Here is a 16,891-nt window from a genome sequence, read left to right on the forward strand (position 1 = left end):
TAAAGATGAGAACACAACACAAACTATCGTTGCATAGAGAGACACTTAAACATAGGAATAAAAAAAGAGCCAAGGTGACTGCGTCACCTGGCTCCTCGGTCCACCAACATCAAAAATTCATGAACCAATATATTCGACTATTAAAGGTTAAGCAGTTTTTATTTTATTCGAAAAGAGTGTTAACAAGAATTTCATCGCCGGCATTCAAATTATTTCGAATCACATGCTCAAAATAATTAAGTGAACACAACCTTTATAAGACAAATAGCAATCAAAGAAGTTCGTGTGAGAACAACTTTGAGTTTTTTTTACTATTCTTTAATTAAAATTCATCTTGATATATATATGATATGGCATATTGGACATACAATTCTGCGCTAACTTTTAAAGATTCCTCGACCACATTTAAACAAGCATGGTAGTGAGGGCAGTCTGAGCCTTTAGAGATGTTGCGTGTTCCGACTGTCGCAAAGGCACTATTAATATAGTTCGTGTACTCACCAAAATCTTTGCCTCCCATTGTTGGTGGAAAGTCTCCGACTGAATCTTCACCGAATGAATTTATCGCAATCGATTGAACTAACTGAGCGCTTTGTGTTTCATTAATTACGGAATCTAATAATCGATGATACTCAAATTTAACTGTACCACCATACATCTCTGCGGCTCTTTCAGCATAGCGCTTCATTTCTGTTTCTACGATATCACGAGTTTTAGCATCAAAGGTTCGTACGGTACCTTCAAGCTTAGCTTTCTCGGCAATGATGTTAAAAGGCTCACCAGCCTCTACTTTACCGACATTTAAAACAGTTGCTTCCATCGGATCAGTCGCTCTAGAGGTAATGGTTTGGATATGTGCAATGTACTGAGACACCATCACTATTGCATCTTTAGTCATACGTTAACTAGAAAAATCTAAAAAATACCTCCAGTTAACCACCAATTCCCTCACAGAATTCCATCTTCCACACCATGATCAGATTTAAAATCATGTACGGATTATGATATGATACATGAGTTAGAAAAATTATAAGGAGGTGAAGTAAATGTCTCAAGGAGAAGAGTTAGTTGTCGGTGTCGTAGAAGCGATTTTTTTTGAGAATCCGTCGAACTTCTATAAAGTTGTCCGCATTAGCGTTGATCAAGATGAAACAGACTTATTGTTAGATGAAGAATTAGTCATTACGGGTATGTTTGCTTCACTTCATCTCGATACGGAATATCAATTTTTTGGAAAATTAACGAATCATCCCAAATATGGAGAACAGTTTGCTGTAACAAGGTATCAACAAAAAGCGCCGACATCTTACGAAGGGCTCGTTGACTATTTATCAAGTAGCCGTTTTAAAGGTATCGGGAAAGTATTAGCGGAACGCATTGTTGATGAATTAGGCCAGGATGCTATCGATACGATTATATCGGACTCGAATGCCTTGAAAGGCGTCACTGGTTTATCAAAAGCAAAAGCCGAAGACTTACGCGAAGGGCTACTACGCCATCAAGGGACTGAGCGTATATTTATGCAATTAAGCGAATGGGGCTTTGGTCCAGCCTTATCAGATAAAATATACCGAGCATATGAAAGCGAAACGATTACTTTAATTAAAGAGAATCCTTATAAATTAATTGAAGATGTTGATGGTATCGGCTTTAATAAAGCAGACCAGTTAGCAGAACAATTAGATTTTGATGCTGAAGATATTAACCGGATTGTCGCAGGGATTTATGTATCCGTATTAGAGTTATCAAATAGCGATGGCGATACATATGTTCCTGAGGAAGTGGCTAAGAAAAATGGACGGAAATTATTAGAGTCGAGTCGAAGATACTTGATTTCTGATGAATTATTGGAGCGAGCAGTAGAATTAGCCGTACAAAACGAACAGTTAATGCGTTTAGTTGATAATCTAATGATACCAAGCTTATATTATGCTGAATTAAACATCGTTAAGAAAATCGATAATTACTTTCAGTATGAACAAATTGAACGCTTTGAAGAAGATGAAATCGATGAGGCGATTGATGAGGTCGTTAAAATCAGTGGAATTAATTATGATGAGAGTCAACGACAAGCTCTGAAAACATCCATTCAATCTCCAATTTCAGTGATAACTGGTGGACCTGGAACTGGGAAAACGACTTTAATTAAAGGGATTATCTTGTTGCATTCAATCTTACATGACTATGATTTAGAACAAGCAACAAAAAAAGTGGATGAAAATCCTGTGTTACTTGCAGCACCTACAGGGCGAGCAGCTAAACGAATGGAGGAAACAACCGGCTTACCAGCCTCTACCATTCATCGATTGATTGGCTTTAATCGTGATTCTCAGGTTGATGAATTTTATGCGGCCGAATTAGATGGTTCACTGCTAATTGTCGATGAAATGTCGATGGTCGATACTTGGTTGATGAATTGGCTTGTCCAAGCAATTCCGTATCATTTACAAGTAGTATTAGTAGGGGATAAGGACCAGTTGCCTTCAGTAGGTCCAGGAAAAGTCTTTAGTGACTTGATTGAATCTGATGTTTTACCCGTACTTCGTTTAGAAAAAATCTACCGTCAAGCACAAAATAGTACCATAATTGATTTGGCACATAAGATTCGACAAGGTTTTTTACCAGAAGATTTCTTAATGAAGCAACACGATCGGTCATTTATTCAAGCTCCGGCACAACAAATTAGTCATGTGTTACAACAAATTATTGTAGCGGCTAAGAAAAAAGGCTTTGATGCGACAAACTTACAAGTACTAGCTCCCATGTATAAAGGACCGGCAGGTATTAACGCTCTCAATACTTTATTACAAGAATTGTTAAATCCACCTAAACCGAGAAAACGGGAAATAAATCATTTTGATTCTGTGTTCAGAGTTGGAGATAAAGTATTGCAACTAGTAAATAATTCGGAAGATGGAGTTTATAACGGAGATATTGGACGCATTGAGGCAATACACTTTAAGAAAGAGACGGCTTCAAAAGTTGAAGAGATCATCGTGTCATTTGATAATGTTGAGCTTATTTATAAGAAATCTGATTTAGATCAACTTACATTAGCGTATTGTACTTCGATTCATAAGGCGCAGGGGAGTGAGTACCCTCTCGTTATACTGCCCTTGGTCGATATGTACTCTCGATTACTTCAAAAGGATATCTTATATACAGCTATTACACGGGCCCAATCTAGCTTAATTATGCTTGGAAATCCTGATAGCTTCTACAAAGCTGTGACAAGTGAAAAAGAACCTCGTAAGACCTTCTTAAGGGAATTATTGATGGTTCAATTTGACAAAGAAGCATCTGAAAATGAGGAAGATGAAACGGAAGAAAACTTCAAAGAAGACGAAGCCAGTCAGCAAAACCCTGAACCAGAATCGATTCAAATGGAATTAGAAGAACAAATTGAAGAACCTTTAGAACTGAAGGAAGCGACAATCAATCAAATTGATCCAATGATTAATATGGACGGTGTCACACCTTATGATTTTATGTCTTCAACATATTAAAATACAAAAGAGAGTCAACGTGCTCGTTCATGAACGAATACGTTGACTCTCTCTTTTTTTATTTAGTCTTTAGCGACTGCTTTTCCTTGTAAGTAAAATGCTTGCATATCTTCTTCAGGAACCATACTACCACCTGTCGCCCAAGCGATATGAGTGGCTTTATCTAGTTTCGATTGAAGGTGATGATTTGCTAAGAAATCTTGACCTGAATCGGTTGTTAGCATGCGAACCACACCTACTACACCAGCTAGGGCAGCAGGTTCAAGTGAAATAGCCTCTAAATCAATCATTTTGCCTAGAAGGCGCATTGATTCGTCCTCTGTAAGGGTGTAGCCAGCATCGAAGTAATATTGAATGATGCGTGAAATAAGACCAGATGTGCGTGGCACAGCTAAACCATCCATAATTGTACGAGATTCTATCCCGAAATCATCTACTGTGACACCGTCAAATTCTTTTGTAGCTAAGCCTAAAAGCATTGAAGGCATCTGAGTTGGTTCAGCAAAGATACAATGAACATGGTCACCATAAATTTGTTTTAAACCAAAACTAATTCCACCCGGACTTCCACCGATACCACAAGGTAAGTAGACAAATAAAGGATGTTCAGCATCAACTTTGATGTTGGCTTCTTCTAATTGTCTTGCTAAACGATTGGCAGCAACTGTATAACCGAAAAACAATTCAATCGAATGCTCATCATCAACAAAGTAAGACGTTGGATCGCTTAAAGATTCCGCTCTTCCTTGGTTAACAGCTTCCGTAAAATTTGTTTGATGCTCAACGACATTTACTCCTCTTGAACGCAATAAATCTTTTTTCCATTGTTTCGCTTCAGTTGACATATGAACTGTGACATTAAAGCCTAATTTAGCTCCCATCACGCCAACACTAATGCCTAAATTACCAGTTGTTCCAACCATGATTTTATGTTGAGCGAAGAATTCATTGAATTCGTCGTTTAAGAATTTTTCATAATTATCTTCAATTGATTCAAGTAAACCATTTTCTAAAGCAAGTGTTTCAGCATGTTTTAATACTTCGTAGATTGCACCCCGAGCTTTGATTGTTCCAGCAATGGGTAGGGTATCATCACGTTTTAATAAAAGTTTTCCAGAAATTGTTGTTTGATATGTATCTTCTAGATATTCTTTCATTGTATTAATTTCAGTAAATTCAGATTCAATTAAGCCATCATTGACAGCTGATTCAGGGAAAGCCTTGATAATAAAAGGTGCAAAGCGTTTTAACCTTTCCTCTGCATCATCGACATCATTTTTTGAATAAGGAACTTTCTCGGTTGCTTCATCAAACGATATTTTTAAATTATTCTCCCAAAAAACCGGTTGGGCTAATTGGATTTTTTTGAATAAATCAGTTTCTAAGTATTCTTTATGTAAAATTTCATTCATAACTTTAAAACGCAACTCCTTCTAATTAGGTAAATAAAATGGATAAGTTGATAAAGCCAAATCAATGTTTACTGGCTTTTTAGGTATGTCTTCTCCATCAACCTGACCTCTAATCGGATCAGTGATTTTTAACTGTAATTTTTGACCCGTATATCGATCTATATTATCAGATTCGTTTGTTTTTTTGTAATTAACACTTTTATTAATAAATCGAAAATTACCGATAATTTTATATCGCGGTAGATGACAAGGGCAATTTCATTATTTTTTGGTCTTGTTAATTGGTCTATATTAATTCCACCACCTAAAGTAGGGGAATTTAATATTCCAGCTAAACTTACATCATCATAGTGAAACTGATGATTATCAATACTTCCCGATACGGCAAAATGACGCACGCTATTTAAACTAAGCAGTACAGCCAATAAGTACGAAAGTTTTCCAAGACCCATTTTTGATAAAAAAGAATTTTTAATAAGATTTTGAGCTCGAAAATTGACCTCAGCATCGAAGCCAAAGCCCATATTATTTAAGACGACACCTTGTCGTTTAGTAATGTGGTTATTGTAAGTGAATATTGGAATTGAAACGGGCTTTTCTGAGAATAACATTATTTCAATGATACCTCTGACAGATAAGCCATTTTGCCAGCTTCGATAAAAATCATTTCCAGTTCCAGCAGGAACATAAGTAACTGGGATATCAGCTTGGTTCTTGTGTAAAGTTTGAACCACTTCATGTAATGTACCATCCCCACCAACAACCACTAAATAATCCAGATATTTTTTGTGACCACGGTTAACTAGCTGTTCAGTCAAAACTTCAGCATGGGTCGAATAGTCAGTTAAGTAAGTAATGTATTCCATTTGGAAACTGTCCAATTCACTATGAACTTTTTTTAAGATGGTGTTTCCATCTCCGCTACCCGCTTCAGGATGACATATTATATGTACGCGATTTGTCATAAAGCACCTCGTAATTTCTTTATCAATTTGAGTTTAAACACTAAGACCAATTATACTCAAATTTATATATTTAATAAAGAATTACTTCTATTGTTATATTTTGTTAAGGATTTGACAATAGGTTTTTAATAAGAGTTAAATGAAAAAAGTGATTCTATTCTCATAGTTTCTCATAAAATATGATACAATATAGCGGACTAAATATTGAAAAATTAAGGAGTGTATATATGTCTTACAAAATGCTTGTTTTGGATATTGATGATACTTTATTAAATAGTAATCACGAAATTAGTTCGGTGACTAAAGAAAGATTAATACAATTCCAAGAGGATGGCTTTATCTTGGTGTTAGCAACTGGACGCCCAACGAAATCAGCGGTTCAAAAAGCCGAAGAATTATTGCTGGATCACCATAAATCACATACGATTTCTTTTAACGGAGCTGTCGTTACAAGTATGGAGAATGCGCAAGAGCTATTTAGCCAACGAATGAACTTCGACGAACAAAAAGAATTGGTTCAATATATTCATGATACAGGCTTAGCATTAATTGCTTATGGTGATAATGAAGTTTATCTAAGTCGTGAGAATGATTACAGTCATGTTGAAGGTGAATTAACTGGGCTAGAAACAATTTATGACAGTGACTATGCGAATAACTTAGAATCAGAAGAATTAAAATTTATCGCGGTTGGTGATCCAGAGATTGTCGCAAAACATAATGAAGAACTCCAAGGAAAATTTGGTAAAGCAACAAATGCAGCGACGTCAAAAGACTACTTCCTAGAATTTATGCACCGAGATGTTTCTAAAGGTCTGAGTTTACAAAGGCTATGTGATCATATCGGTATAGATATCAGTGAAGTTGTGGCGGTTGGTGATGGGAATAATGATGCGCCAATGATCGAAGTAGCAGGAGTAGGTGTCGCGATGGGGAATGCTTCTGATTATCTGAAAGGCATTGCAGATGATGTGACGGGAACAAATGATGAAGATGGTGTTGTTCAAGTTCTAGACAAATATTTTTATTAAGAATGAATCTATACTGGCTATTTATAGTTGACATTAAACAGGCTAATTATGTATAATATTAATGATTTGAGACCATATCAGACTTAATAACAGAGACGTTTCAGTAGGTGAAAGAAACGACAAGAATGATGCTCCTCATGTATAACTAAGTGAAAATTTAGCGTAAGTCGGCGTTAACGGCAATTGAGATATAAGAACTTGAGTTGTTATAAGCGAGGTGGTACCGCGATTTTCGCCCTTGCATATAACGGCTCTTTTATTATTTTAAAGGGGTGTTTGGATGAAACAATTAACAAGTGCAGAAATTAGAGATTTATTTTTAACATTTTATAAAGGTAAAGGTCATGACATCCGTCCGAGTGCATCGCTAATACCAATTAATGATCCAACTTTACTATGGATTAACTCAGGTGTTGCAACGCTTAAGAAATATTTTGATGGAACGGAAACGCCAGAAAATCCGAGAATTACAAATTCACAAAAGAGTATTCGTACAAATGACATTGAAAACGTAGGTGTCACAGCAAGACATCATACTTTATTTGAGATGTTAGGAAACTTTTCAATCGGAGATTATTTCAAAGAAGAAGCGATTGAATGGGCTTGGGAATTCTTAACTGGGGAAAAATGGTTAGGATTCGATCCAGAAAAATTATTTGTCACTTATTATCCAGAGGACACTGAAACAAAAGAGTTATGGGAGGCTATTCCAAACTTTGATAACTCACACCTAGTACCAGTTGAAGATAACTTTTGGGATATTGGTGCTGGACCTTGTGGGCCGGACACAGAAATTTTCTATGACCGCGGTGAATCGTATAATAATCTTGCCGAAGATGATCCAGAAAACTATCCTGGTGGGGAAAATGAGCGTTGGCTAGAAATTTGGAACTTAGTGTTTTCTGAATTTAACCATATGCCAGATGATACTTATGTACCTCTTCCACATAAAAACGTCGATACAGGGATGGGCTTAGAGCGTTTAGTATCAGTTATTCAAGATACACCAACGAACTTTGAAACGGATTTATTTATGCCAATTATTGAAAAAATTGAAACGCTAACGGATGGCATTAAATATAGCAAAAGTAATGAAGGGAAAGTCAGCTTCAAAGTTATTGCTGACCATATTCGTGCCGTTGCATTTGCGATTAGTGATGGTGCTTTACCATCGAATGAAGGTCGTGGATATATTATTCGTCGTTTAATCCGTCGAAGTGTAATGCATGGTCGTCGTTTGGGAATTACAACTTTATTCTTAAGTGATTTAGTTCCAACAATCACTGAAATCATGGGTGACTACTACGCTGAACTTAATGAGAAATTAGATTTCGTTCAATCAATTATTAAAAACGAAGAAGAACGATTCCATGAAACAATTGGCGATGGAGAGTTGCAATTAGAAAACATCTTGGCCCAATTAAAAGAGGAAGGAAAGACCGTTGTATCTGGAGAGCAAGCTTTCCAATTATACGACACATTTGGATTCCCATTAGAATTAACTGAAGAGATGGCATTAGAAAACAACTTTACTGTAGATAATGACGGCTTCGAAGTTGAGATGGAAAAACAACGTGAGCGTGCGAGAGCTGCAAGATCGAATGAAGAAAGTATGTCAGTACAATCAGAAGCATTACAAGCTGTCACATCTGAATTTGAGTTCGTCGGACACAGCCAATTATCAAGCAATGCGACAATTAAAGCGATCATTAAAGATGAAGAGAGTTTAGACCATCTTCCAATTAATGAAGAAGCGTGGGTATTCTTCAATCGCAGTCCATTCTATGCTGAAATGGGTGGTCAAGTAGCGGATTCAGGTGGAATTTACGACGGTAGTGAATTAATCGCAGAAGTTAATGATGTCCAAAAAGCACCTAACGGCCAATATATGCATAAAGTAAAACCGTTAAGCATGCGTCTAAACGAAGGTCAATCATATACGCTAGTCGTAAATGGGAAAACTCGCCTGAAGACAAACCAAAATCATACAGCAACTCACTTATTACACCAAGGTCTTAAGACAATCTTAGGTGAGCATGCGAATCAATCAGGTTCTTATGTTGGGCCAGATCGCTTACGCTTTGACTTCTCGCACTTTGGTAAAGTGACAGACGAAGAGTTAAAACAGATTGAACAATATGTAAATGACTTTATTCAAAATGCGGTGAACGTTGATATTAACGAAATGCCAATTGATGAAGCGAAAGCATTAGGCGCAATGGCATTGTTCGGTGAGAAATATGGTGATATCGTTCGTGTTGTAAACATTGGGAATGAGTCGATTGAACTTTGTGGGGGAACACACGTATCGAATACTAATGATATTGGTACCTTCAAATTAGTGAGTGAGTCAGGGATTGGTGCGGGAATTCGCCGAATCGAAGCTCTTACAGGGCAAGCTGCGATTGAATATTATCAAGAGAAAGAAGCAATATTACAAGCTGTTCAAGCTGAATTAAAAGTCCAACAAACGCAACAGCTTCTACCTCGTATTCACCAATTACAAGAAGAATTGAAAGAAGCGCACTCTAAAGTTGAATCTCTATCTGCAAAATTATTACAAGAAGAGTCTGGTAATTTATTCAATGAGACTGAAGAAGTTGAAGGCATCACTTTTGTAAGTGTCGTTCAAGAAAATCAATCAACAGATGGCTTACGTCAATTAGGAGATGTTTGGCGTGAAAAACAGGCATCAAATATCCTAGTAGCCGTATCTAACCAAGATGATAAAGCGACTTTATTAGTCTTTGTTGATGATGAAACTGTCGCAAAAGGAACAAAAGCGGGAGATATTATTAAACCATTAGCTAAATTAATTGGCGGTGGCGGTGGTGGACGACCACAAATGGCTCAAGCTGGAGGGAAAAAACCTGCAGGAATTCAAGATATGATTAATGCAATCCCTGAGGCAATAAAAGCAACAATTAAAGAAGCATAAGTTTATTTGAGAGAGGACAGACAGATTGGATTGAATAAACCGCTTCCAACTCTATCTGTTCTTTCATTGTGCTTTTTAGCATTGATTGTGACAATTCCATTACAAATTATAGCTTGCGAAGGAATTTACTAAGTAATTATACGCAAAGTATGTTAGAATGTTGTTAACTCGAAGTACATCGCAAAAGATCTAAAATCGATGGCTTTACAGATATGAAAGGTTTGGTGAAAGCGATGCAATCATTAGATGAAACAATACTATTCAAACTGGACGATATTAATAAACGCACAGTAAGAGAAACATTGGAGATAGTCTATAGCGCACTTGAAGAAAAAGGGTATGATCCAATTAATCAAATAGTTGGTTATTTACTTTCAGGAGATCCTGCATATATCCCTCGTCACCGCGATGCACGTAACTTAATACGTCGTCATGAACGAGATGAAATTCTGGAGAAGTTAGTAGAATTCTATCTAACACAAGAAGAGAGTTAATGAGCAAATATCAAAGAGTTATGGGTCTAGATGTTGGTTCAAAGACAGTCGGAGTCGCACTCAGTGATTTACTTGGCTGGACTGCCCAAGGGTTAGAGACGATTAGAATTGATGAAGATGCGAACGAATTTGGGATTGAACGTCTGAGTGAAATTATAAAATCAGAGAATGTCAATACAGTTGTCATTGGATTTCCAAAGAATATGAATAACTCCATTGGTCCAAGAGCAGAGGCTTCCATGAGATATGGTGATCTTATTAAAGAGCATCATCCAGACGTAGAGGTCGTGTATCAAGATGAGCGATTAACAACTTCTCAAGCAGAAAAGATGTTAATTAACGAGGGGAATGTTTCCCGTAAGAAACGCAAAAAAGTTATCGATAAAGTCGCAGCTGTCATCATTTTACAAAACTATTTAGATTCAAAACCACAACTATGATTTAAGGAGATTACTTAATATGGAAAACGAACACAATCATGAACACCACAACGAACATGAATATATTACAATCTTTGACGAAGAGGGAAATGAAACGCTACACGAAATTTTGTTTACTTTTGATTCAGAAGATTTCCAAAAAAGCTATGTTTTAGTTTATCCAGCTGGAACAAATGAAGAAGAAGATGTTGAATTACAAGCATTTTCATACACTGAAGCTGAAGATGGAACAACAGGAGCGTTACAACCTATCCAAACTGAAGAAGAATGGGACATGGTTGAGGAAGTACTTAATACATTCTTGTTAGATGAAGATGAGTAGTTTAAGATAACAGAATGATTTACAATACGTCACACTTTTACCTATCGGTAGATGTGTGATGTTTTTGTAATAGAAGTATTATGGTAATAGTACTACTTCTCTGTTATAATCTTTCAGTAAAAAGTTCTACATAAAGGAGAAACTATGTCAAAAGAATCTTGGGAAGATATTAAACAACGTGCCAAGGAAACCGAGACCGAACGAGTGAAAGAGCGATTGTGGACCAACCGAATCGTTCGCATTATTATCTTACTAATTATATTAATTGTAGTGGGTACGGCTATATTTGGTTATTTCTATGTAACGAAAGCATTGAGTCCTGTTAATTCGAATAATGATCAACTAGTAGAAGTGACGATACCCTTTGATAGTACTTCAGATGATGTTGCGAATATACTTGAAGAGAATGAGATTGTCCGTCATGCGGATATCTTTGGAATTTATATGAAGGCCAATAATGAAGAAGCACTTCAAGCGGGTCATTATCAATTTTCACCATCGATGGATGCACAACAAGTTCTAACAACACTTCAAGCGGGTGGGGAACCAATCTTTGTTGATGCAGATACAACCATCACAGTGATTGAAGGGGCAACTATTGACGAAATTACTACCCTGGTTAACAAGAATACAGCGATTACAGAAGAAGAGTTTATGGATACTGTTCAAGATGAGGAATTCATAACAAATCTTCAAAGCCAATTCCCATCACTTTTAGAAGAAGTGACGCAATTAGAAGGCTTAAAATATACTTTAGAGGGTTACTTATTCCCAGCAACTTATGATTACTTTGCTGGAATGACGGCGCAAGAATTAATTACAGAAATGGTCAGTGCCGCGAATTTAAATTATCAACGATTAGTGGATGATTTAACGAATACGTACCTTTCTTATCATGAAGTATTATCACTTGCCTCAATTATTGAACGCGAAGCAATTACAGAAGAAGATCGTGGTCTTGTTTCAGGTGTGTTCTATAATCGTCTAGAAGTAGGTATGCCACTTCAATCGGATGTAACGGTCTTATATGCATTAGGTGAGCATCGAGAATTTGTAACTTATACAGATTTAGAAGTAGATTCGCCGTATAACTTATACATGTATGACGGATTAACACCTGGTCCGATTGGAACACCGAGTTACCAAGCGATTGTTGCTGCAATCTATCCTACATGGAATGATTATTATTACTTCGTGGCTGATATCGATACGCAGGAAATATATTATTCAAGCACAATTGAAGAACACGACGCGTTAGTTGAAGAATTTGTAAATAGTCGACAAGCTTCCATTGAAGCAGAAGCTGGCGAAGATGAAACTACAACAGATGAGGAAGCTGAGGAAATTGTTGACGAATCGGTTGAGTAAGATTGATACTCAATTTTACAGTTATTATTAAACATAGAAAGCGAGATTGTTTATGGGGACGAAACCAGTAGTAATTGGCGTTTCCGGTGGTTCAGGAAGTGGAAAATCGAGTGTAAGTAGTCGAATATTAGAAACTTTCGAAGGACTATCAGTAATGTTGTTACAACAAGATTATTATTATAAAAATCAAAGTGACCTTCCACTAGAAGAGAGATTGAAGACAAATTATGATCATCCATTAGCGTTTGATAATGATTTATTTTACAATCATCTGGTGACATTAATTGAAGGTGGTTCAATTGAGAAACCAATTTATGATTTTACAAATCATACACGAAGTAATGAAACGGAATATGAAGTTTCCCGTGATGTTATTATCGTTGAAGGGATTTTAATATTAGATGATAAACGCATCCGAGACTTAATGGATATTAAAGTGTATGTAGATACTGACGACGACATTCGCTTAGCTAGACGAATACTTCGTGATATTAATGAACGAGGTAGAACGGTTGAGTCAGTGATTAAACAATACGTAGAGGTCGTGAAACCGATGTTCCACCAATTCATCGAACCTACGAAACGTTATGCTGATATCATCGTACCAGAAGGTGGCTACAATCAAGTTGCGATTGACTTATTAACAACGAAGATTGCAACAATCTTGAATCAAAAATAATTACATAAACGATCGTGATTAGCGGTAAACTACGATTGTTTATTATTCTTTTATATAAAAAATAAAAATTTAGATTGAAAAATAGTAAATAACGTGCTATCTTATTTCTATCGTTTCAAGAAGGAGAGAATAACATGGATCAAAAAGTCTATCCAATGACTTTATCAGGTAAAGAAAAATTAGAACAAGAATTAGAAGATTTAAAAGTCAATAAACGTAAAGAAATTATTGAACGTATTAAAATCGCAAGAAGTTTTGGGGATTTATCAGAGAACTCTGAGTATGAATCAGCTAAAGATGAGCAAGCTTTTGTGGAAGGTCGTATTTCAAGTATTGAAAATATGATTCGTTTCGCAGAAATTATTGATGATAAAGACGTTGCTAAAGATGAAGTTTCATTAGGTCGTAAAGTTACTTTTGTTGAAGTACCAGATGGCGACGAAGAAACGTATACAATTGTTGGTAGTGCAGAAGCTGACCCATTAGAATATAAAATTTCTAATGACTCACCGATTGCCCAAGCAATTTTAGGTAAAAAATTAAATGATGTTGTTTCGATTCAAACGCCAGGCGGATCTTTTGATGTTAAAATCATCAAAATTGAAGCAGCTGATGAATAGTCTTGAATAGTTAAGTATTAATAAGTCTGTCTTTTTATAAGGCAGACTTATTTTTTATCGGAAAATAGGAAGCGATATTCATTTTCTACTTCAGAATCTGTTATACTAATTTTATGGAACAGAGGTGTTATATGCAAAATTTTTTAAGACAAAACATTTTTATTGTATTTGCGGTTAGTCTGGTGCTTATATTATTTGACATCTTTTTAGACTGGAAAATTATAGGTCTTATCGGAGTATCTTTTATACTATTTATCGTCGGATTATTTATTGGAAATCGTATCCTTCGTTTAATAATTTTTGTCGCAGCTTTATTTTTACTTATCTTAAGTTTGCTTATGATTCAATCAGTTTGGGTATTATTATTAGTGATCATCTTGTTTTTAATTTTATTCAGAAGTAAAGATGGCAATGAGTTAATTCATTTTAAAAATGCGTTAATCTTACCTAAGAAGTCTGAAAGTAATTACTTAGGGGTAAAACTGATTGAACCCCAAAGTGAACAGCGAACGATTCTGGATCAAGAATCGATTTTTGATTCATACAGAGAGAAGAAAGTTGAATTTGAATGGGATGATGTGAATATTGTTCTGTTCGGAGGTAATCATATCTTGGATTTTGGTAATACAATCTTACCTCAAGGAGAGACGACGATTATCATCAGAAAGTTGTTCGGTCGAACGCGATTAATTATTCCTAATGATATTGGTGTGAAGTTAAATATCAGTACAATTTCAGGAGGGGTCGTATTTGAATCCCAACGTTATTCATTGACAGCTGATAATTTCCGTTGGATGAGTCCAGATTATGGGGACTCAAATCGAAAAGTGAATGTCATTGTATCAGTGACATTTGGAGATCTTGAGGTGATTATTTTATGAATTTTCGTTTATGGACTCATTTATTCATCTTTCAATTCGTTAGTTTTTCAGCCATTGTCGTCATTATTTTTGGAATTCTAATTTTTGAATTAAATGTGATGACACTGTCAGAGGTGTTTACCGTTGAGTTTTTTAATATTCCAGTGTATTTGATTATTATCGCTTTTATCTTAACTTTGAGTATCGTGTTAGCAATTATACTAACAGTTGCTCTGAGTTCACCTTTTGAACAAATTAGAGCACGAATTAATTGGTTACTATTAGGAAAGTATCAAAATGAAATATTCCGCAAAGAATTACAAGGCGGAAATTGGTTTGATGCTTCAAGACAAACGGCGAAAGATATCAATCGACTACGGGATAAGATTGTTGATCTTTCGGCTGATCTTCAAGAATATACGGCAGCGCCAGTGTTTGTAGGTGAAGATACTAAAGAAGAAATTATTGAGAATGAACGTAATCGGATTGCACGTGAGTTGCATGATTCTGTCAGTCAGCAATTATTCGCTGCGACGATGATGATTTCAGCTATTAGTGAAGTTGCTGAGAGAGAAGAGTTGTCGGTAACAAACTCTGTAAAAAAAGTTGAAGAGATTATTGGAAACGCCCAAACTGAGATGCGGGCTTTACTCCTTCACTTAAGACCGATTGACTTAATGGATCAACGTCTCGATCAAGGTATTAAACACTTATTAGAAGAATTAGATACTAAGATCCCGATGGAAATTCATTGGAATCTTGCACCCGTAAAAGTTGATAGTGGGATTGAAGATCACTTATTCCGAATCGTACAAGAAGCTATATCTAATACGATGCGGCATGCGAAAGCGAATAAAGTTGAAATTTATTTAACTCAAGATAAACATTCAATTCAATTAAAAATTATTGATGATGGGCAAGGGTTTGATGTGAGCACAGCTAAACAAAAAGGTAATTACGGGCTTCGTAATATGGAAGAGCGTGTGAAGAGTTTAGGCGGAATATTGAATATAATTAGTTCAATTGGTAAAGGAACATCCATCGATATTCAAATTCCCATTTCGAGAAGAGAGGTAAATGTATGATTAAAGTATTACTAGTCGATGATCATGAAATGGTACGTTTAGGGGTGTCATCCTACTTGGATGTCCAACCCGACATCGAAGTGATCGGTGAGGCTGAAAATGGTCTTATGGGTTATCACAAAGCATTAGAAGATAAACCAGACATCATCTTGATGGATTTGGTGATGGAAGTCATGGATGGAGTAGAAGCGACTCAAAAAATTATGGAAGAGTGGCCAGAAGCCAAAATTATTATTGTGACATCTTTCATCGATGACGAAAAAGTCTATCCTGCGATTGAAGCCGGCGCTAAGAGTTATTTATTAAAAACATCTTCTGCCAGTGAAATTGCGGATGCTATCCGTGCGACTTACGAAGGCGACACGGTGATGGGACCTGAAGTAACAAGTAAGTTGTTAGAATATGAAGATAAATCCAGACAAAAACAAGCACACGATGATTTAACCAATCGTGAATTAGAAGTATTATTATTAGTTTCAAAAGGGTATACCAATCAAGAAATTGCAGATGAGCTATTCATCACGCTAAAAACAGTAAAAACACATGTTTCGAATATCTTATCTAAACTTGAAGTAAATGACCGCACACAAGCAACTATCTATGCTTATCAGCATGAACTCGTATAAGCAATTCAATTTATTCAAGCAGAATACTGGTTATTATAATAAAAATCATTTATACTCAAAGCGTAGTGATAATAAAAGGAGGAAGTGGCTAATTATGCCACGCACATATATATGGAATTAATTGTTGAAGATAAAGCAGTCAAATGGTTTGAAGAAGAAGTTGGAAGAGCTGAAGGTGCAGGAATTCGCTTTAAAACTATGATCTACGGAAGTAGTCCAGTACAAGATTCATTCGCATTACAAGTTGAACCTACAGAGCCGCATTCTCCAATTGTTACATTTACTTCTGATAATGGCTTATTATTCTTTATTGAAAAAGACGATGAGTGGTTCTTTAAAGAACATGACTTAATAGTTTCTTTTAATGATGAATTACATGAACCAAAATATATTTACCGTAAAGACGGTGTGGATTTAAATTAGGTGCAAACTATTAAATAAAATTTATAGCTATTGTTAGCAACAAAATTGCTAATGGTAGCTATTTTGTTGTTGCATTATACGTTTAGTCGGTATAAGATAGCTATTCGGCATTTTTTTCAATA

The 16,891-nt window shown here is 35.9% G+C and carries 16 protein-coding genes; 13 read left to right on the forward strand and 3 right to left on the reverse strand.

The features are described from left to right. Positions 1-322: 322 nt before the first annotated feature. Positions 323-898: a peptidase dimerization domain-containing protein gene (locus ACEN4N_RS03270; protein WP_407090284.1), complete on the reverse strand. Its 576-nt coding sequence runs from the start codon at positions 896-898 to the stop codon at positions 323-325. Between the two features lie 148 nt (positions 899-1,046). On the opposite strand from ACEN4N_RS03270, the gene ACEN4N_RS03275 reads away from it, so the two are divergent. Next, positions 1,047-3,506 (forward strand): ATP-dependent RecD-like DNA helicase, encoded by a 2,460-nt coding sequence (locus ACEN4N_RS03275; RefSeq protein ID WP_407093690.1) that lies wholly within the window; start codon positions 1,047-1,049, stop codon positions 3,504-3,506. Positions 3,507-3,568: 62 nt separating this feature from the next. On the opposite strand, the gene ACEN4N_RS03280 is transcribed toward ACEN4N_RS03275, so the two are convergent. Together ACEN4N_RS03280 and ACEN4N_RS03285 are read right to left on the reverse strand one after the other, a co-directional pair. Then, positions 3,569-4,918 carry a D-serine ammonia-lyase gene (locus ACEN4N_RS03280; protein WP_407090286.1) on the reverse strand — a complete coding sequence of 450 codons (1,350 nt, stop codon included), beginning with the start codon at positions 4,916-4,918 and terminating at the stop codon, positions 3,569-3,571. A 158-nt stretch (positions 4,919-5,076) separates the two neighbouring features. After that, a complete protein-coding gene (locus tag ACEN4N_RS03285; RefSeq protein WP_407090287.1) occupies positions 5,077-5,883 on the reverse strand; it encodes a diacylglycerol/lipid kinase family protein in 807 nt (268 codons plus the stop codon). Positions 5,884-6,110: 227 nt separating this feature from the next. Between ACEN4N_RS03285 and ACEN4N_RS03290 the strand changes: the two genes are divergently transcribed. The 12 genes from ACEN4N_RS03290 (at position 6,111) to ACEN4N_RS03345 (ending at position 16,769) form a co-directional block, all read left to right on the forward strand. Beyond that, complete coding sequence (locus ACEN4N_RS03290; RefSeq protein ID WP_407090288.1) at positions 6,111-6,914, forward strand: Cof-type HAD-IIB family hydrolase; 804 nt, start codon at positions 6,111-6,113, stop codon at positions 6,912-6,914. Between the two features lie 280 nt (positions 6,915-7,194). After that, the gene (gene alaS / locus ACEN4N_RS03295; protein WP_407090289.1) at positions 7,195-9,852 is read left to right on the forward strand and encodes an alanine--tRNA ligase; all 2,658 of its coding nucleotides are present in this window, start codon (positions 7,195-7,197) and stop codon (positions 9,850-9,852) included. Between the two features lie 233 nt (positions 9,853-10,085). Then, positions 10,086-10,346: an IreB family regulatory phosphoprotein gene (locus ACEN4N_RS03300; protein WP_338489244.1), complete on the forward strand. Its 261-nt coding sequence runs from the start codon at positions 10,086-10,088 to the stop codon at positions 10,344-10,346. Next, positions 10,346-10,786, forward strand: coding sequence for a Holliday junction resolvase RuvX (gene ruvX, locus ACEN4N_RS03305; RefSeq protein ID WP_407090290.1), 441 nt, complete (start codon positions 10,346-10,348; stop codon positions 10,784-10,786). Before ACEN4N_RS03300 ends, ruvX begins: the two co-directional genes overlap by 1 nt. 19 nt (positions 10,787-10,805) lie before the next feature. Beyond that, positions 10,806-11,108: a DUF1292 domain-containing protein gene (locus ACEN4N_RS03310; RefSeq protein WP_218930794.1), complete on the forward strand. Its 303-nt coding sequence runs from the start codon at positions 10,806-10,808 to the stop codon at positions 11,106-11,108. A 144-nt stretch (positions 11,109-11,252) separates the two neighbouring features. Next, positions 11,253-12,476, forward strand: a complete 1,224-nt coding sequence (mltG, locus tag ACEN4N_RS03315) for an endolytic transglycosylase MltG (RefSeq protein ID WP_407090291.1) — start codon at positions 11,253-11,255, stop codon at positions 12,474-12,476. Positions 12,477-12,528: 52 nt separating this feature from the next. Continuing rightward, complete coding sequence (gene udk / locus ACEN4N_RS03320) at positions 12,529-13,155, forward strand: uridine kinase (protein ID WP_407090292.1); 627 nt, start codon at positions 12,529-12,531, stop codon at positions 13,153-13,155. A gap of 134 nt (positions 13,156-13,289) precedes the next feature. Further along, complete coding sequence (gene greA / locus ACEN4N_RS03325; protein ID WP_138404648.1) at positions 13,290-13,775, forward strand: transcription elongation factor GreA; 486 nt, start codon at positions 13,290-13,292, stop codon at positions 13,773-13,775. Between the two features lie 131 nt (positions 13,776-13,906). Next, entirely contained in the window at positions 13,907-14,656 is a 750-nt protein-coding gene (gene liaF / locus ACEN4N_RS03330; protein WP_407093691.1) for a cell wall-active antibiotics response protein LiaF, read from the forward strand. Continuing rightward, a complete protein-coding gene (locus ACEN4N_RS03335) occupies positions 14,653-15,720 on the forward strand; it encodes a sensor histidine kinase (protein ID WP_407090940.1) in 1,068 nt (355 codons plus the stop codon). The genes liaF and ACEN4N_RS03335 overlap by 4 nt, the downstream gene beginning before the upstream one ends. Continuing rightward, a complete protein-coding gene (locus tag ACEN4N_RS03340; RefSeq protein WP_138404651.1) occupies positions 15,717-16,346 on the forward strand; it encodes a response regulator transcription factor in 630 nt (209 codons plus the stop codon). Before ACEN4N_RS03335 ends, ACEN4N_RS03340 begins: the two co-directional genes overlap by 4 nt. 111 nt (positions 16,347-16,457) lie before the next feature. Next, positions 16,458-16,769 carry a HesB/YadR/YfhF family protein gene (locus ACEN4N_RS03345; protein ID WP_407093693.1) on the forward strand — a complete coding sequence of 104 codons (312 nt, stop codon included), beginning with the start codon at positions 16,458-16,460 and terminating at the stop codon, positions 16,767-16,769. The last annotated feature ends 122 nt before the right edge of the window (positions 16,770-16,891 follow it).

Origin of the sequence: Ruoffia sp. FAM 20857, assembly GCF_045528645.1 — a bacterium.
In the GTDB taxonomy this organism is placed as follows: domain Bacteria; phylum Bacillota; class Bacilli; order Lactobacillales; family Aerococcaceae; genus Ruoffia; species Ruoffia halotolerans.